At 70.2% G+C, this 15,130-nt stretch carries 15 protein-coding genes; 9 read left to right on the forward strand and 6 right to left on the reverse strand.

Going from position 1 to position 15,130, the window contains the following annotated elements:
* Positions 1-197 precede the first annotated feature (197 nt).
* Both LNW72_RS02870 and LNW72_RS02875 read left to right on the forward strand, forming a co-directional pair.
* Positions 198-659 carry a hydrolase gene (locus LNW72_RS02870; RefSeq protein WP_250973854.1) on the forward strand — a complete coding sequence of 154 codons (462 nt, stop codon included), beginning with the start codon at positions 198-200 and terminating at the stop codon, positions 657-659.
* Positions 660-818: 159 nt separating this feature from the next.
* A complete protein-coding gene (locus LNW72_RS02875) occupies positions 819-1,457 on the forward strand; it encodes a DUF4232 domain-containing protein (RefSeq protein ID WP_250973855.1) in 639 nt (212 codons plus the stop codon).
* A gap of 224 nt (positions 1,458-1,681) precedes the next feature.
* On the opposite strand, the gene LNW72_RS02880 is transcribed toward LNW72_RS02875, so the two are convergent.
* Both LNW72_RS02880 and LNW72_RS02885 read right to left on the reverse strand, forming a co-directional pair.
* Positions 1,682-2,083: an ester cyclase gene (locus LNW72_RS02880; RefSeq protein ID WP_250973856.1), complete on the reverse strand. Its 402-nt coding sequence runs from the start codon at positions 2,081-2,083 to the stop codon at positions 1,682-1,684.
* Between the two features lie 259 nt (positions 2,084-2,342).
* Positions 2,343-3,374: a medium chain dehydrogenase/reductase family protein gene (locus tag LNW72_RS02885; protein ID WP_250973857.1), complete on the reverse strand. Its 1,032-nt coding sequence runs from the start codon at positions 3,372-3,374 to the stop codon at positions 2,343-2,345.
* Positions 3,375-3,524: 150 nt separating this feature from the next.
* On the opposite strand from LNW72_RS02885, the gene LNW72_RS02890 reads away from it, so the two are divergent.
* On the forward strand, positions 3,525-4,172 hold the full coding sequence (locus tag LNW72_RS02890) for a TetR/AcrR family transcriptional regulator (protein ID WP_250973858.1): 648 nt from the start codon (positions 3,525-3,527) through the stop codon (positions 4,170-4,172).
* A gap of 17 nt (positions 4,173-4,189) precedes the next feature.
* On the opposite strand, the gene LNW72_RS02895 is transcribed toward LNW72_RS02890, so the two are convergent.
* The 3 genes from LNW72_RS02895 to LNW72_RS02905 form a co-directional block, all read right to left on the reverse strand.
* On the reverse strand, positions 4,190-5,287 hold the full coding sequence (locus LNW72_RS02895; protein WP_250973859.1) for a winged helix DNA-binding domain-containing protein: 1,098 nt from the start codon (positions 5,285-5,287) through the stop codon (positions 4,190-4,192).
* Positions 5,288-5,531: 244 nt separating this feature from the next.
* A complete protein-coding gene (argG, locus tag LNW72_RS02900; protein ID WP_250973860.1) occupies positions 5,532-6,977 on the reverse strand; it encodes an argininosuccinate synthase in 1,446 nt (481 codons plus the stop codon).
* Between the two features lie 92 nt (positions 6,978-7,069).
* A complete protein-coding gene (locus tag LNW72_RS02905) occupies positions 7,070-7,501 on the reverse strand; it encodes a hypothetical protein (protein ID WP_250973861.1) in 432 nt (143 codons plus the stop codon).
* Positions 7,502-7,690: 189 nt separating this feature from the next.
* On the opposite strand from LNW72_RS02905, the gene LNW72_RS02910 reads away from it, so the two are divergent.
* The 4 genes from LNW72_RS02910 (at position 7,691) to LNW72_RS02925 (ending at position 10,744) form a co-directional block, all read left to right on the forward strand.
* Complete coding sequence (locus tag LNW72_RS02910) at positions 7,691-9,247, forward strand: MFS transporter (protein ID WP_250973862.1); 1,557 nt, start codon at positions 7,691-7,693, stop codon at positions 9,245-9,247.
* An 86-nt stretch (positions 9,248-9,333) separates the two neighbouring features.
* Positions 9,334-9,513 carry a CopG family transcriptional regulator gene (locus LNW72_RS02915; protein WP_250973863.1) on the forward strand — a complete coding sequence of 60 codons (180 nt, stop codon included), beginning with the start codon at positions 9,334-9,336 and terminating at the stop codon, positions 9,511-9,513.
* 1 nt (position 9,514) lies between these two features.
* Complete coding sequence (locus tag LNW72_RS02920; protein ID WP_250973864.1) at positions 9,515-9,859, forward strand: VOC family protein; 345 nt, start codon at positions 9,515-9,517, stop codon at positions 9,857-9,859.
* 27 nt (positions 9,860-9,886) lie between these two features.
* On the forward strand, positions 9,887-10,744 hold the full coding sequence (locus LNW72_RS02925) for a class I SAM-dependent methyltransferase (RefSeq protein WP_250973865.1): 858 nt from the start codon (positions 9,887-9,889) through the stop codon (positions 10,742-10,744).
* Positions 10,745-10,763: 19 nt separating this feature from the next.
* Here the strand turns inward: LNW72_RS02925 and LNW72_RS02930 are convergent, their stop codons facing one another.
* Positions 10,764-11,489, reverse strand: a complete 726-nt coding sequence (locus LNW72_RS02930; protein WP_250973866.1) for a DUF2252 family protein — start codon at positions 11,487-11,489, stop codon at positions 10,764-10,766.
* 284 nt (positions 11,490-11,773) lie between these two features.
* Here LNW72_RS02930 and LNW72_RS02935 point away from each other — a divergent pair, with 284 nt between their 5' ends.
* A complete protein-coding gene (locus tag LNW72_RS02935; RefSeq protein WP_250973867.1) occupies positions 11,774-12,979 on the forward strand; it encodes a PP2C family protein-serine/threonine phosphatase in 1,206 nt (401 codons plus the stop codon).
* A gap of 290 nt (positions 12,980-13,269) precedes the next feature.
* Positions 13,270-15,129: a M1 family metallopeptidase gene (locus LNW72_RS02940; RefSeq protein WP_250973868.1), complete on the forward strand. Its 1,860-nt coding sequence runs from the start codon at positions 13,270-13,272 to the stop codon at positions 15,127-15,129.
* Position 15,130 lies beyond the last annotated feature (1 nt).

Raw genomic sequence — 15,130 nt, forward strand, 5'->3', positions numbered from 1 at the left:
CACCGCCTACGTTGATCGTTCAACTGTTATCGACCGGAGATCTCGAGGCCGACCGCGAGCACCGAGGCACGTGGGTCGGTAGCCGCAGCCACCGCGCCCTCGTCGCCTGGGCCCTCCTCGGGCCCGAAGTCGTACCCTGCGCTACGAACCCGACTCCCCCAGGTTCGCTCTTGGTTCGATCGTCTGAGGTGGACACCATGCAACCGCTCCTCCCCCGGCTTCCGGCCCCCTTCTGGACCGTTCCGTACGCGGGTGCCCGCTTCCCGGGATCGGCGGCCGTCACCCGGGAGCCCGGCCTCGCCGCGGGCGCCAACTGCCAGCTGTTCGCCTACGCGGTACTCCGGCACTTCGGCCTGACCCCGCCCGCACTGCGCTCCAGCGACCTCTGGGACGACACGGACACCACCGTGCGCGCCCAGGTCCTCAAGCCGCTCGACCTGCTCCTCTTCAACGGGACCGACGATCCCTACGGCGCCCACGTCGGCGTCTGGACGGACGACGACGCGGTCCTGCACCTCTGCGCGGAGGTCGGCCGTCCGGCCGTCTGGAGCCTGGCCGACTTTGCGGCACGGGAGCGCTACCGAGTCTTCATCGGAGCCAAGTCGGTCACTTCCCCGTACCGCGATGGAGGGAGTTCGGCGGTTCACGGGAAGGTGTGACGCCACTTGTTGTTCGGGGTGGTGACCGGGGGCCGGGGAGAGACACGCCGGCAATCGTCGTCGAGTCGGCAAGACGCCGTCACCAAGCCGTGAAGGTTCTACGGGAGGGTTGTCCTCAGCCAAGCGCGCTGTCGCGCTTCTCATCGGGGGGAACACCACATGAGCACCGTTCGCAGAGCCGCCGTCGTCCTCGTCGCCGTATCCGCGCTGGCCCTGACCGCCTGCGGGCCCAGCGACGACGACGCGGCGGGCGGGGGAACCACCGCGAGCCCGAGCAAGGCCGCGAGCCCGACGAAGCCCGCGACGCCGTCCAAGACGGCGAAGCCCGTTGCGTCCCCGAGCAAGAGCCCGTCCGGCGGCGGCTCGTCGTCCGACCCCGACTACGACGTCTTCCCGTGCAGCACGTACGACCTGAAGTTCACCGCGAGCCTGGCGGAGCCCACGACCAGCAGCTACCTGCTGAAGATCACCAACAAGGGCACCAAGGCCTGCAAGGCGCTCGGTCATCCGAGCGTGACCTTCGGCGATCTGGACGGGCAGGCCACGCAGCGGGGCACGGCCCCCGCCATAGAGAAGGCGATCCGGCTCGAGCCGGGCAAGTCCGCCTACGCCGGGCTCATGGGCGGCGCAGACGACGGCAAGGGCAAGACCGTCAACTCGATCGCGATGACCATGGACACCGAGTCGGATCTGACGCAGACGCCGCTCAAGGCAACGACTCCCAAGCTGTACGTCTCGCCCGGCAAGAACTCCGTGACCGCGTGGATGGACAACGCGGAGGACGCGCTCAGCCTGTAGGCGCGCCGCGCTCAGGGAAGTCCGCGCTGCGGTGGGCGGCACACCATCGGGGCGCCCACCAACACGCGGCCGGAGCCCCCCAGATGGGGCTCCGGCCGCCGACCTGCGCACTGACCGGTCCCGGCCAGATGTGGCAGGAACGGATTGGGTGTGCGTCACTCATCGCGTTCGGGACGAGGGGCGGCGACGGCGAGGAGCGGCGCTGGCGAGGTCCGGCATGTGGTTCAGAGCGCCTGGAGCTGGGTGAGCAGGAGCAGCGTGTCGGTGTTGACCCAGTACTCCACGAACCTGCCGTCCTGCATGCGGAGGGTGTCGGTGCCGGTGAAGGTGACCACGGTCCCGGGCTTGGCCTTGGCGCCGGGGAAGCCGCCGGCGTAGGTGCCGGTCGCCTTCCAGCGCACGGAGCCGTAGCGGCCGTCGACCAGCGGGCTGACCTCCGCGGTGAAGCGCAGATCCGAGAACGCCGCGCGCGTCTGCGTGATCCAGTTCACCAGGCCGTCGACACCTCGGATGGAACTGCCGTCACCGCCGTCGAGCAGCGCGGCGTGCACCCGGAGGCGGGGCGAGATGATGCGCGGCGCCTGTGCGAAGTCGCCGTTCCAGAGCCGGATCCATGCGTCGAACATCGCCTTCGGCCTGTTCGGGAACCACGATGGTCCTGAGCGGTTACGGTCCGCTCGGCCGTGGTGGTGGGCGAGCTGTCCGCGGCGGCGGGCGTGGCGGTCAACGCCAGCGCGGCGACCGCGGCGGGCAGGAGCAGCCGCGCCCGGCGGAAGTTGGTGGTGGAGGCGGGCGTGCGGGTCCGGGTGGTGGTCATGGCGGTTCCTCGCGTTCTCTTGACGGCCGCAAGGGCGGCGTGCGGTCAGCGGCGGTGGACGGGACGCGTCAGGGGTTCAGGACGATCTTTCCGGCGACGGTGCCGGACTCGGCCAGCCGCATCGCGTCGGCGGCGCGGGCGAGCGGCAGTTGGGCGGCGATCTGGGCGCTGATGTCGCCGCGCTGCAGGGCCGCGAAGACCTGAGTGAGGTCGGCGCGCAGCCGGGCCCGGAACCGGTTCTTGGACAGGGCCCGCCCGGCCCAGACGTTGAAGAAGTAGGCGCGGCGGCGGTTGGGCAGCGCGTTCCACAGCCACACCCGGCCGAGCAGCTTGAGCACGGGCCACTGCTTGGATCCCTCGTCGTCCCGGGTGGAGGCGCTGCCGTAGGCGACGAGCGTGCCGCCGGGTGCGAGGAGGTGCCAGGAGTCGATCACGCTGCGGCCGCCGACGTGGTCGAAGACGGCGTCGACCCCGCCGGGGGCGAGCGCGCGGACCCGGGTGGCGACGTCCTGGTCGCGGTAGTCGATGGGGGTGACGCCACGTTCCCGCAGGGCGTCATGGTGGCGCGCGGAGGCCGTACCGATCACCTTCACGCCTGCGGCGAGGGCGAGTTGGACCAGGACCGAGCCGACGCCGCCGTTGGCGCCGTGCACCAGGATGGTCTGTCCCGAGCGGATGCGTGCCATGCGGTGCAGCATCTGCCAGGCGGTGATGCCGTTGACGACCACGGTCTCCGCCTGCGCAGCGTCGACGCCGTCGGGCACCGGTACCGCGTCCGCCGCGTCGACGAGCACGTGGCTGGCCCAGCCGCCGACCTTGACCAGCGCGGCCACCCGGGTGCCGGTCAGGCCCGGCTCGACGCCTTCGCCGCTCTCGAGGACGGTGCCGACCAGGTCGTAGCCGGGCACGAACGGGAAGGGGGGCTGGTCGTAGTACCGGCCGCGGCGCATCTGCTGCTCGGCGAACGAGACCCCGGTGGCCTCCATGCGGATCAGGACCTGGCCCGGGCCCACGTTGGGGACCGCTCCGTGCCGGATCTGCAGCCCTTCCGGCTCCACCTTGCCCGGCAGCACCACTTCGACGAGTCCCTGAGCGTTCATGACGTCCTCCACTGCGCTTCGCTTTGGTTACTTGGCTTCGCGTTCGTTATAAGTTGTAACGCAGAACGGAAGCGAACGTCAAGAGCTCTCGTGATAGGTTCTAACTAAATCTTGAATATGTAATCTCGACAGTGCGGAACGGTGGCAGGCATGACGGAAACGAGCACGACGACCCCGCGCGAGCGCTACCGCGCCCAGGTGCGTGCGGACATCAAGAGACACGCGTGGGAGCAGATCGCCACGTCAGGCGCGACCGCGCTCTCCCTCAACGCGATCTCCAAACAGATGGGCATGAGCGGACCCGCGCTCTACCGGTACTTCGCCGGCCGCGACGAGCTGATCACCGCGCTCATCCAGGACGCCTACCAGAGCCTCGCCGACACCCTCCGCACGGCCGCCCGGCCAGGGCCCGACGCGGCCACGCTGGCGCAGGCCCTCCGCGGCTGGGCGCTGGACGACCCCCACCGGTACTTCCTCATCTACGGCACACCCGTGCCGGGCTACCACGCGCCGGACGACATCACCGCGATCGCGGCCGAGACGATGACGACCGTGCTCGACGCCGTCAACGCGCTGCCCGTGAAGGGGCCCGCGACCCCCTTCGACGCTCACCTCGAAGAGCACCGGCAATGGGCCGCCGGCCACCCGGCTCCCGCCGCCGCCCTCCACCGGGGCCTGAGGTTCTGGACCCGGCTGCACGGCGTCCTGTCCCTCGAACTCGCCGGCCACTTCACCGGCATGGGATTCGACCCCGCGCTGCTCTACGCCGCCGAACTGGACGACCTGCTGAACCGCTGAGCGCTGCCCTGCACAACTCAGTCGGACGCGGTGATCCGTACCCGGTCGCTGTCGTCGTCGGAGAGGAACGACGCCAGCGCCTGCCCCTGCTCGGCGACGGCGGTCCGGTCCGCTCGGGCGAAGCGGTCCAGCGGGGTGACGGTCACGGTGCCGGCCTCGACGCTCCAGGTAGCGGCGACCCGGCCGTCCACCAGGACCACGCGAGCACCGGCGACCGACAAGCCGCGATGAGCGTCATCGATGATCCGTCCGCGGTCGTGGTATCCGAGGATCACGTTGTCGAACGCCGGCAGGAACCGCACCGGGGCAGGCGTGCCGGGATCGGGGCGCGGCGCATCGGGAAGGTCCAGCAGCTCCCGGCCTCGCTCGTCCCGGAAGGTGACCAGCTCCTCGCGCAGCGCGGTGACGGCGGCCGGCAGCCCCGAGAGGCCGCACCAGGCGCGCAGGTCCGCCGAGGCGGCGGGGCCGAACGCGGCCAGATAGCGCCGTACCACGGCCTGGCCCACCGGATCGGCGCCGTCCGGGGACAGCGGGTCGATCTCGCGGCCCAGCCAGGACGAGAGCGGCACGTTGCGCACGCCCGCCCTCGTCCGCCACAGCCCCCGCGGCGGCAACTGCACCATCGGGACGAGGGCGGCGATCAGCATCTCCCCCAGCGGCCGCGGCCCGGGCGCCGGCCACCGCTCGGCGAGCGCCCGCGCCAGCTCGGTCATCGAGCGCGGCTCGCCGTCCGCCATGACCGCCCGGCCTGCCGCGGCGAGCTCCTCGAGGTCCACCCCGTCGAGCTCGCGCCGGTAGGTCCCGAGCACCCGTTGGCGCAGCATGGCATCGTGCCGGGCCCGCCACGCCAGTGCGTCGTCGGCGGTGACGAGGTGGACGGTGCGGCGCATCAGATGTGTCCGCACCACACTCCGGCCGGTCAGCAGGTCCGAGAGCACCGCCGGGTCGAACGCCCGCACCCGCGACCAGAGCCCGACGAACGGCTCCTGCGGTTCCTGCGCCTGCAGACCGCCGAGGTGCGCGACGGCGTCGAGAACCGGTACGTCGGCCCGCTCGAGCAGCAGCTGCCGGGCGAGCGTCGCGCGATTGAGCGCCCGGTTGTCGAGAACGGTCATCGGGGTCTTGCCGCCTTTCGCACGTCGGCCGGACGCCTTCGGCCTGGGGCAACAATCCCAGGAGAAGCGGACAGGCTGTGGCCGCTTCCCACGTCGACATCCCCAGACGGCCCTCCCGGCCACGGGCCCGGACAACGGGACAGGCCGGCCCCGCGCTCTTGGCGCCGGGCCGGCCTGTCCGGTGGTGCGTTTCCCTCGCTGGGCCGGGCCGTCGGTTCGACGGCCCGCCGCTCGACGGGGTCGGCTAGTCGGTGCCGAACTCCATCGCGGCGCGGTCCAGCATCTCGTCGTCGTCGGAGACCTCGCCGCGGGAGGCGATGGCCTCGGCGCCGCCCTCCGGCATGCTGCCGATCAGCCCGGTCGCGGCCGCCTGGGCTGCGCCGATGGCGGGGTTCGCGGTACCGATCAGACCGAGCGCGGCGTACTGCTCCAGCTTGGCGCGCGAGTCGGCGATGTCGAGGTTGCGCATGGTGAGCTGGCCGATCCGGTCCACGGGACCGAACGCCGAGTCCTCGGTGCGTTCCATGGAGAGCTTGTCGGGGTGGTAGCTGAACGCCGGGCCCGTGGTGTTGAGGATCGAGTAGTCCTCACCGCGCCGCAGCCGCAGCGTCACCTCACCGGTGACGGCCGTGCCGACCCAGCGCTGCAGGGACTCGCGCACCATCAGCGCCTGCGGGTCCAGCCAGCGGCCCTCGTACATCAGCCGGCCGAGGCGCCGCCCCTCGTTGTGGTATTGCGCGACGGTGTCCTCGTTGTGGATCGCGTTGACGAGGCGCTCGTACGCCGCGTGCAGCAGCGCCATGCCGGGCGCCTCGTAGATGCCGCGGCTCTTGGCCTCGATGATCCGGTTCTCGATCTGGTCCGACATGCCCATGCCGTGCCGGCCGCCGATGGCGTTCGCCTCCATGACCAGGTCGACGGGGGAGGTGAACTCCTTGCCGTTGACCGTCACCGGCCGGCCCTGGTCGAAGCCGATCGTCACGTCCTCGGTGGCGATCTCGACCGTCGGGTCCCAGAACCGCACGCCCATGATCGGCTCCACGGTCTCCACGCCGGTGTCCAGGTGCTCCAGCGTCTTGGCCTCGTGCGTGGCACCCCAGATGTTGGCGTCGGTGGAGTACGCCTTCTCCGTGCTGTCGCGGTAGGGCAGGTCGTGGGCGACGAGCCACTCCGACATCTCCTTGCGGCCGCCGAGCTCGGTCACGAAGTCCGCGTCCAGCCACGGCTTGTAGATCCGCAGGTGCGGGTTGGCGAGCAGGCCGTAGCGGTAGAACCGCTCGATGTCGTTGCCCTTGAAGGTCGAGCCGTCGCCCCAGATCTGCACGTTGTCATCGAGCATCGCCCGCACCAGGAGCGTGCCCGTGACGGCGCGGCCCAGCGGCGTGGTGTTGAAGTAGGCACGCCCGCCCGAGCGGATGTGGAACGCCCCGCAGGTGAGCGCGGCCAGGCCCTCCTCGACCAGCGCGGCGCGGCAGTCGACCAGGCGCGCGATCTCAGCACCGTAGGTCTTCGCGCGGCCGGGCACCGAGGCGATGTCCGGCTCGTCGTACTGACCGATGTCGGCGGTGTAGGTGCAGGGGACGGCGCCCCTGTCGCGCATCCACGCGACCGCGACCGAGGTATCGAGGCCGCCCGAGAAGGCGATGCCGACGCGCTCGCCGGCGGGGAGGGAGGTGAGGACCTTAGACATAGGAAGATTATGCATTATCGCGCATGGTCATGCAAGAAGGGTTCGCATCCCCCGGTCGGGTCATGCCGCCCGCCGTCACCGTCCCGGCGGCATCACCAGGAGAACCAGCCCGGCGTCGCGTCGTAGACCTGGGGCGTGTAGTCGCATCCGACCTCCGTGAACCCCTGGGCCGCGATCTCCGCCGCCCGGCTCTCCCCATGAGCGTCCACACCGTCTGCCGCCATCAGCAGCGCAACGACGGCGGCCATGCAGCAGAGCGGGAGAACGGCGTTGCGGGGCTTGCTCCACCACACGACGATCCCGCCGACGACCGAGGCGATGACCGCGGCCAGCACCAGAGCGAGGGCGGTGAACGTCAGGTGGTCAACGGCCTCCGAGGCGTGGCAGAAGAGGTATTCGCGACCGCTGCGGGGAGCGTCGAACCGTTCGTAGAACGCACCGGCACTCAGCAGCAGCCCAACGGCGACCACAGGCCCGGCCCACAGAGCCGGGCCCGCCCCGGCCTTCGTACCAACGGCTTCCACGGTCCCCCCAATGTGCGTCCGTCCCGCCGACCTCACCGTGCACAGTAGCGCTCGGGCCATGGAGCGGCTTCGGCTGGTCGGCGCCCCTTTCGCAACGGGACGCGGAGCACGTGCCCGACCTGCGCCGGCGCTCGCCGGGCGCGACCGGGGAGGGAACCGCACAATGGGTAATTGAGCCGAGGAGTGATCATGGTTGATTCCGGTGCCACGAACGGCGGCAGAAGCAAGAACCTCGTCCTCACCGCGATGATTTTCGCTGTGGCGATGACGTTCATCGACCAGACCATCGTGTCCATCGCCGTGCCCGAGATCCAGAGCGAACTGGGGCTGACCAGCACCGGGGTGCAATGGGCCGTCAACGCCTATCTGCTCTCCCTCGCCGCGCTGTTCGCCTTCGGCGGCCGGCTGGCGGACACTGTGGGCCACCGCAAGATGGTCGTGCTCGGCGTGATCATCTTCGCCGGTGCGTCAGCCATGTGCGGGCTCACCCCGAAGGGCGGGGCGGCCCAGGCGTGGATCGTCGTCTTCCGCGCCCTGCAGGGCGCGGGCGGAGCGATCATGTTCCCCGCCGCGCTCGCGATCGTCGTACAGACGTTCCCCCTGCGCGAGCGCGGGCGTGCGCTCGCGTTGTTCTTCGGGATCGCCGGCGGGCTGACGGCCATCGGGCCGATCCTGGGCGGATATCTGACCGAATGGACCTGGCGGGCGATCTTCTGGGTCAACATTCCGGTGGCGCTGATCGCCCTGCTGCTGATCCTGTGGTCCCGCCCGCAGACCGAACACCGCCCGGCGCCGATGGACTACCGCGGGCTGGTGCTCATCGCGAGCGGTGTGGCCCTGAGCGTGTTCGGCTTCCAGCAGGCGCCGATCTGGGGCTGGGGCAATCCCGGCATCTGGCTGTGCATCGCCGGTGGCGCCGCGCTGCTGGTGATCTTCGTCCAGGTGGAGCGGGTGACGGAATCGCCGCTGATGCAGGTGCGGATCTTCCGCATCCGGGCGTTCCTGGTGGAGAACCTCGTTCTGGGCATCTCGATGCTGGTGTTCGTTCCGGTGTTCTTCTTCGCCAGTGAGTACGCCCAGATCTCACTGGGAGAGTCGTCGCAGCAGACGGGTCTGTACCTGCTCTACTTCTTCCTCGGTTTCGCGGTCGCCGCGCAGCTCGGCGGACGCATGCTGGACCGGGGCGGCGCGAAGCGCCCGGTGGTCCTGGGGTGTGTGCTGGCCGCCGTCGGGTTCTACTGGTGGGCCGGAAAGGTCGTCGATCTGCACTTCGGCTCGCAGGTGTGGAGCGTGGTGCTGGCGGGCGCCGGCATGGGGTTCATGCTCGGCCCGGCCAGCACGGACGCGGTGAACCGTGCCTCACGCCTGTCGTACGGCGAGGCGACCGGCATCACCCAGACCGTGCGGAACTACGCCGCCAGCCTGGGTCTCGCCATCCTCGGCACCACCCAGGTCTCCCAGTTCCGCTCACGGATCACGTCCTCCCTCGTCGCACAGGGCACACCGCACGACCAGGCGACGGCACTCGCCACGAAGTACTCGCAGTCCCAGGGCCCTGGCACCGGAACCATCCCGGCCTTCATCCGCCTGGACTTCGCCTACGCCATCCGCACGGTCCTCTACTGCATGTCCGGGATCATGGCCGTCGCTGCGGTCGTCGCGATCCTGGGGCTGCAGCGCGGCCTCCAGCACGACCCGGACGAGGATGTGGCGGCCACGGAGTCCTCGACGACCCCACTGTCCTGACGAACTGCGCGGGCGCGTATCCGGGATCTCCCGTATCGACGAGGTAATGCTAGCAATCCATCGCCATAGCTTGCTAGCATGCTCATGTGGGAGACGAGGATGTGAAGCAGTTCAACGTGTACCTGCCCATCGGGTTGATCAAGCAGGTCAAGCACCGCGCCATCGAGTCGGAGCTGTCGCTGTCGGCGCTGGTCGCCGAGGCGCTGCGCGCCTACCTCGATGGCACACACCCGGAGCAAGAGCGACCGTCCGACAAGGAGAGCTGACATGACGACCGAAGGCATCGAGGCCGTGTTCATCGAGACCCACAACTGGGGCAGGTCGGCGAAGTTCTTCCAGGGACTGGGCTACGAGCTGGACTTCGAGACGGATCACAACTCCGGCCAGCTGCGCAACGGCGACGGCCCCTACCTGTTCATCGCCGAGGTCCCGCAGGACAAGGAGCCCGAGGTGCGGCTCGTGCTGAAGGTGCCCGACGCGGATGCGTTCCACCCCGCCCCCGGCGTCGAGGTGGTCACCCCGTTCGAGGACACGCACTTCGGGACCAGGGAGATGACCGTCCGCGACCCCGACGGGCGCCTGTGGAGCCTCCAGGCCCCGGCGCAGCGGTGAGCACGGGACACGGAGCGGGAGTGCGTCATGGCTGACGAGGAGACGGCGGCGCCGGACAACACGGCGGTACGGGTGGCCTTGTGGCGTGCGCTGCACGTCCAGGTCGATCCGCCGCCCCATGTGCTGGAGGACGAGATCGGCTTGCGGTTGGCCGCCCCCGGAGACGAGTGGCGCCGCCGCGGGGACATGGACGCCGGCGCGACCGGTTGGTTCCGGGCGTCGATCGTGGCCCGGGCCCGCTTCATCGAGGATCTGGTCGTCGAGCAGGCCGGTAAGGGCGTCGGCCAGTACATCGTCCTGGGGGCCGGCCTGGACACCTTCGCCCAGCGCAGGCCGGAGATCGCCTCCCGCTTGCGGGTGTTCGAGGTCGACCGGCCCGGACCCCAGGCCTGGAAGCGCCGGCGGCTGACCGAGCTCGGCTTCGGCGTCCCGGACTGGCTGCGACTCGTGCCGGTCGACTTCGAGGCGGGCGGGTCGTGGTGGGAGCAACTGACGGCGGCCGGATTCGACGCCGACCAGCCGGCCGTCGTGGCCTCCACCGGTGTCGCCCTGTACCTGACCAAGGAGGCGAACGCGGCCACGCTGCGCCGGCTCGCCTCGCTGGCCCCCGGCTCCACGCTGGCCATGACGTTCCAGCTGCCGCCGGAGCTCCTCGCCGAGGAGAACCGCCCCGGACTCCAGGTTGCGGAGAAGGGGGCCAGAGCGGCCGGGACGCCGTTCGTCAGTTTCTACGCGCCGCAGGAAATGCTGGCGCTGGCGCAGGAGTCCGGCTTCGCCGAAGCCCGGCACGTGTCGGCGTCCCAGCTCAACGAGCGGTACTTCGCGGGCCGGGAGGACGGCCTGCACACGTCGAGCGGGGAGGAGCTGTTGGTGGCGACCACCTGACGTATCCATGCCGGTGCACTCAGGCGGTCCGGGCCGCGACCCGGCCGGTCTTCACCGCCTGCACCAGGGCCTGGTGGTCACGTTCGTTCTGGTCGGCGTAGCTCTCGGCGAACCGGGCCAGTGCCTTGTCGAAGGCGTCGCCGGAGCCCAGATAGGCGGCGATCCCGACCCGGTCCCCGGACCGGGCGTGCGCCCGGGCCAGGGTCGCCCCGCACAGCTGACCGAACATCCCCAGCCCTTCGGGCAGCATGACGCCGGGTTCGATGACGCCCTTCCAGTCGCGCAGCTGGCGGAGGTAGAAGTCGCGGGTCCGGCCGTCGATACCACGGGCGCGCTCCCAGCCCTCGTCGAAGTCGTTGATGTCGAACATCAGCCGCCGCTCCGGCGAGGCCAGGAGCCGAAAGTTCAGCAGGTGCGCGTCTCCGCACAGCTGGGCCCTGATCCCGCTGTCCGCCGTGGTCGCGAGGTCGGCGGCCATGATGCCGGCGGCGCCGCGGTAGAAACGGAACGGAGACTCGGTCATGCGCCCGTAGCGGATCGGCACCAGCTCCGGCACCCGGACCGCCGACTGCTGCTGGAGCAGCTCGACAGGGTCCTGACGACCCCGCGCGGACTCGTACTCCCCCTGACCGGCGCGTGGCGCGACGGCGCGCGCGGCCTTGCCCGCAGCGGCGCGCTCCTGCGGCGTCCGGTGCTCGGACGCGCCGGAGATGGCGACTCCGGTCATCGGAAGGGTCCCGGTCATGGGAAGAGACCTCCTGCCCGGCGCGAGCCTGTCGGTGGAGCCCCCGGAGCCGTGACGTGGCGGGATGGGCCTGGGCGCCCTCTCGGGAGGACGATGCGCCTCACCTGCCAAGTCAACGCCCGGTGCGCCACCTCGGCCACCGCAGGCAGCCGGAGGAGCGAGGGGGAAGCCGATGGAAGCCGATGGAAGGCGTCACCTCGCGCCGTAGGCTCCCCCACCGCACAGTGCCCCGGGCGGCCAGGGCGATCCCATGCGGCAAACCGAGGGCCACTGATAATGGATGCATGGGTGTCCGGCGCTGGTCGGGGAACCGCCTGCTGGAGGAGCCATGGAGCCGCTGGCTGGTGGCGATTCCACTCGCGCTGATCGTCGTGATCACCGTGGTGGACCTCCAGGCCCCGACCGATGTCCATCTGGGCCCGCTGCTGGTGATCGCGCCCGCCCTCACCGCCTCCCTCGCCGGGGCCCGCCTCACCGCGGTGGCCGGGGTCCTCGCGGTGGCCGCTCAGATACTCATCGCCGTGTTCCACGGCGGACTGACCACGACCAACCACATCGCCCAGCTCATCGCCCTGACGTTTCTCTCCACCCTGGTGGTCTTCCTGCGCCACATTCGCGAGCGGCAGGAACGTGCGCTGGTCCAGGCGCGCTCGGTGGCGGAGACGGCGCAGCGGGTTCTCCTGCGGCCCCCGCCACGCCGGGTCGGGCCCCTGCGGATCGCATGGCTGTATCTGTCGGCCGAGGAGGAGACGGACATCGGGGGCGACCTGTTCGCGGTCGCCCGTGCCGGACATGCCGCGACCCGGGTGGTGATCGGCGATGTCCGGGGCAGCGGCCTGGCCGCCATCGGTGAGGCGTCACTGGTGCTGGGTGCCTTCCGTGAGGGGGCCCATCGCTACGACACCCTCCCCGAGCTGGTGGCCGTCCTCGAGGACAGCGTGTACCGCAACGTGGACGACGTCGCGGACACCGAGCACGATCCCGGCGAGCACTTCATCACCTGCCTGGTCCTGGAGATCCCCGACGAGGGACCGCTCGGCGAGATGATCAACTGCGGGCATCCCCCACCGCTGCTGGTGCGCGACGGGCAGGTCACCGCGATGTACGCCAAGCACTCGGTGCCCCCGCTGGGCATGTGTGAACCGCCGATCCCGCTCCACCCCACCGACTCCTGGACCTTCGAAGCCGGCGACATCCTCATCCTGTACACCGACGGGGTGATCGAGGCCCGCTCACCGGCCGGAGCGTTCTATCCGCTCGCCGAACGCGTCGCCTCCTTCCCCGCCGGCAGCCCCGATGCGCTGCTGGACCGCATCCACCGCGATCTGCTCAGCCACGTCGGCGGGATCCCCCTCGACGACGCGGCCATCCTGGTCATCGAGCACGCCGCGTCCCACCACCCCCACTTCGCACCCAGAAGCGTCAACGGCTTCCCCCGGTCGCATCCCAGCGCGACACGTCGGCCCCAGCCCCAGCCTCCGGTCAGCTAGGCCGAGTTCGTTCCTTCGCCGGCACAGCGGGGACGTGGCCGGAACGGAGCAGGATGACGGCCGAGACGCGTCGGGAGCACCAACACTTTACCTGCCCCTGATGGCATGCTCTGGTCACATCTGCCAAGATTCCCGCAGCTGTCGTCCCGACCCCAGGGGTGACGGCAGATCTCCCATCTCAGCGATCGTGCAAGCTCTGCGCACAGCCCGCGGCTTCCCTCCGGCGCACCCAAGCCGGCCGGGCGGCCACCGAGCAGGCCGGAATCCCGGCCGCCTCAAAGGAGTTTCGTGTGAGACCGTCCCCCCACAAGGCCCTCACCGCGACCGCGTTCGCAGTCGCCGCGTTGGCCGCCGCTTCGTTCCCCGCCACGCCGGCGGCCGCCGCGCCGCCCACGGCTCGGCCCGCCGCCGCCTGCACTCCGGCCCAGGTGGTCACCAACGGTGGCTTCGAAAGCGGTACTTCGCCCTGGACCCAGTCGTCGACCAGCGTGATCACCAACCGCGCCGGCGAGACCGCCCACGGCGGCACCCACTTCGGCTGGCTGAACGGTGTCGGCAGTACCCACACCGACACGCTCTCCCAGAGCGTCACGATCCCGGCCGGATGCAGCACCGCCACCCTCACCTTCTGGCTGCACATCGACACCGCCGAGACGACCTCGTCCACCAAGTACGACAAGCTGACGGCGAAGATCGGCAGCACGACGCTCGCGACCTACTCGAACCTCGACAAGAACACCGGCTACGCGCAGAAGTCGTTCGACGTCTCGGCGTTCGTGGGCCAGACCGTGAACGTCGCCTTCACCGGCACGGAGGACTCCAGCCTCCAGACGAGCTTCGTCGTCGACGACGTCGCCCTCGACACCTCCGGCGGCACGACCCCGCCCGCGGACTCCACCCGCACTCCGGCCTCGCCCTCGTACACCGTCAGCCTGAGCAGCAACACGAGCGGCACCGTCTGGACCGGTCACGAGAGCGCGACCTTCACCAACGCCTCCTCCACGCCGTTGAGCGAGGTGTACCTGAGGCTGTGGGACAACTACCACGGCACCTGCTCCGCCATGCCGATCACCGTCAGCAACGTCACCGGTGGCACTGCCGGCGCGCTCTCGGTGGCCTGCACGGCCCTCAAGATCGACCTGCCGGTGCCCCTGACCCAGGGTCAGACCGGCACGATCGGCTTCGATCTGGGCATCACCGTGCCCAGCGGCGCCGACCGCTTCGGGCACGACGGTGCCTTCAACATGATCGGCAACGCCCTGCCCGTACTCGCGGTCAAGGACGGGGCCGGCTGGCACCTGGACCCGTACACCAACAACGGGGAGTCGTTCTACTCGCTGGCCTCGGACTTCAAGGTGACCCTGGACCACCCGAGCACCTTGCTGGCACCGGCCACCGGCGCCTCGGTCGACACCCCCGGTTCGAGCGGACGCACGATCACCACGGCCACCGCGTCCAAGGTCCGTGACTTCGCCTGGGCGGCCGGCCCGTTCAGCAAGATCTCCGGCACCTCCGCCGCCGGCACCCCGATCAACATCTACTCCGTCTCGGGCATCAGCTCCGCCAACGCACAGTCGATGCTCACCACCGCGAAGAACGCGGTGGACGCCCACGCGGGCCGGTTCGGCGCCTACCCGTACGGCGAACTGGACGCGGTGATCGACAACAACTTCTGGTTCGGCGGGATGGAGTACCCCGGGTTCGTCCTCGACCTGGTCAGCACCACCGCGCTCACCCACGAGATCGGCCACCAGTGGTTCTACGGCATCGTCGGCGACGACGAGTACACCAGCCCCTGGCTCGATGAGGCGTTCACCGACTACGCCACCGACCTGGCACAGAACCTGACCGGCACGAACTGCTGGAACAGTGTCTCCTGGGCCTCGGCGGCGGAGAAGATCACCAACTCGATGGCCTACTGGGACGCCCATTCGTCCCGGTACTCCACCGTCGTCTACGGCTACGGCAAGTGCGCCCTGCACGACCTACGGCGCACCCTCGGCGACAGCGTCATGGCCAAGGTCCTCAAGGACTACGCCACGTCGCACTGGTACGGCGTCTCGACCACGGCAGAGTTCAAGGCGGCCGCCCAGGCGGCCACGACCACGGACCTGACCTCGTTCTGGACCCTGCACCGCATCGACAGCTGAC

Origin of the sequence: Streptomyces sp. RKAG293 (assembly GCF_023701745.1) — a bacterium.
Lineage (GTDB): Bacteria > Actinomycetota > Actinomycetes > Streptomycetales > Streptomycetaceae > Actinacidiphila.

Coding starts and splice junctions, on each gene's coding strand:
- LNW72_RS02870 (WP_250973854.1), top strand. CDS start 198: ATGCAACCGCTCCTCCCCCGGCTTCCGGCCCCCTTCTGGACCGTTCCG.
- LNW72_RS02875 (WP_250973855.1), top strand. CDS start 819: ATGAGCACCGTTCGCAGAGCCGCCGTCGTCCTCGTCGCCGTATCCGCG.
- LNW72_RS02880 (WP_250973856.1), bottom strand. CDS start 2,083: ATGTTCGACGCATGGATCCGGCTCTGGAACGGCGACTTCGCACAGGCG.
- LNW72_RS02885 (WP_250973857.1), bottom strand. CDS start 3,374: ATGAACGCTCAGGGACTCGTCGAAGTGGTGCTGCCGGGCAAGGTGGAG.
- LNW72_RS02890 (WP_250973858.1), top strand. CDS start 3,525: ATGACGGAAACGAGCACGACGACCCCGCGCGAGCGCTACCGCGCCCAG.
- LNW72_RS02895 (WP_250973859.1), bottom strand. CDS start 5,287: ATGACCGTTCTCGACAACCGGGCGCTCAATCGCGCGACGCTCGCCCGG.
- argG (WP_250973860.1), bottom strand. CDS start 6,977: ATGTCTAAGGTCCTCACCTCCCTCCCCGCCGGCGAGCGCGTCGGCATC.
- LNW72_RS02910 (WP_250973862.1), top strand. CDS start 7,691: ATGGTTGATTCCGGTGCCACGAACGGCGGCAGAAGCAAGAACCTCGTC.
- LNW72_RS02920 (WP_250973864.1), top strand. CDS start 9,515: ATGACGACCGAAGGCATCGAGGCCGTGTTCATCGAGACCCACAACTGG.
- LNW72_RS02925 (WP_250973865.1), top strand. CDS start 9,887: ATGGCTGACGAGGAGACGGCGGCGCCGGACAACACGGCGGTACGGGTG.
- LNW72_RS02930 (WP_250973866.1), bottom strand. CDS start 11,489: ATGACCGGGACCCTTCCGATGACCGGAGTCGCCATCTCCGGCGCGTCC.
- LNW72_RS02935 (WP_250973867.1), top strand. CDS start 11,774: ATGGGTGTCCGGCGCTGGTCGGGGAACCGCCTGCTGGAGGAGCCATGG.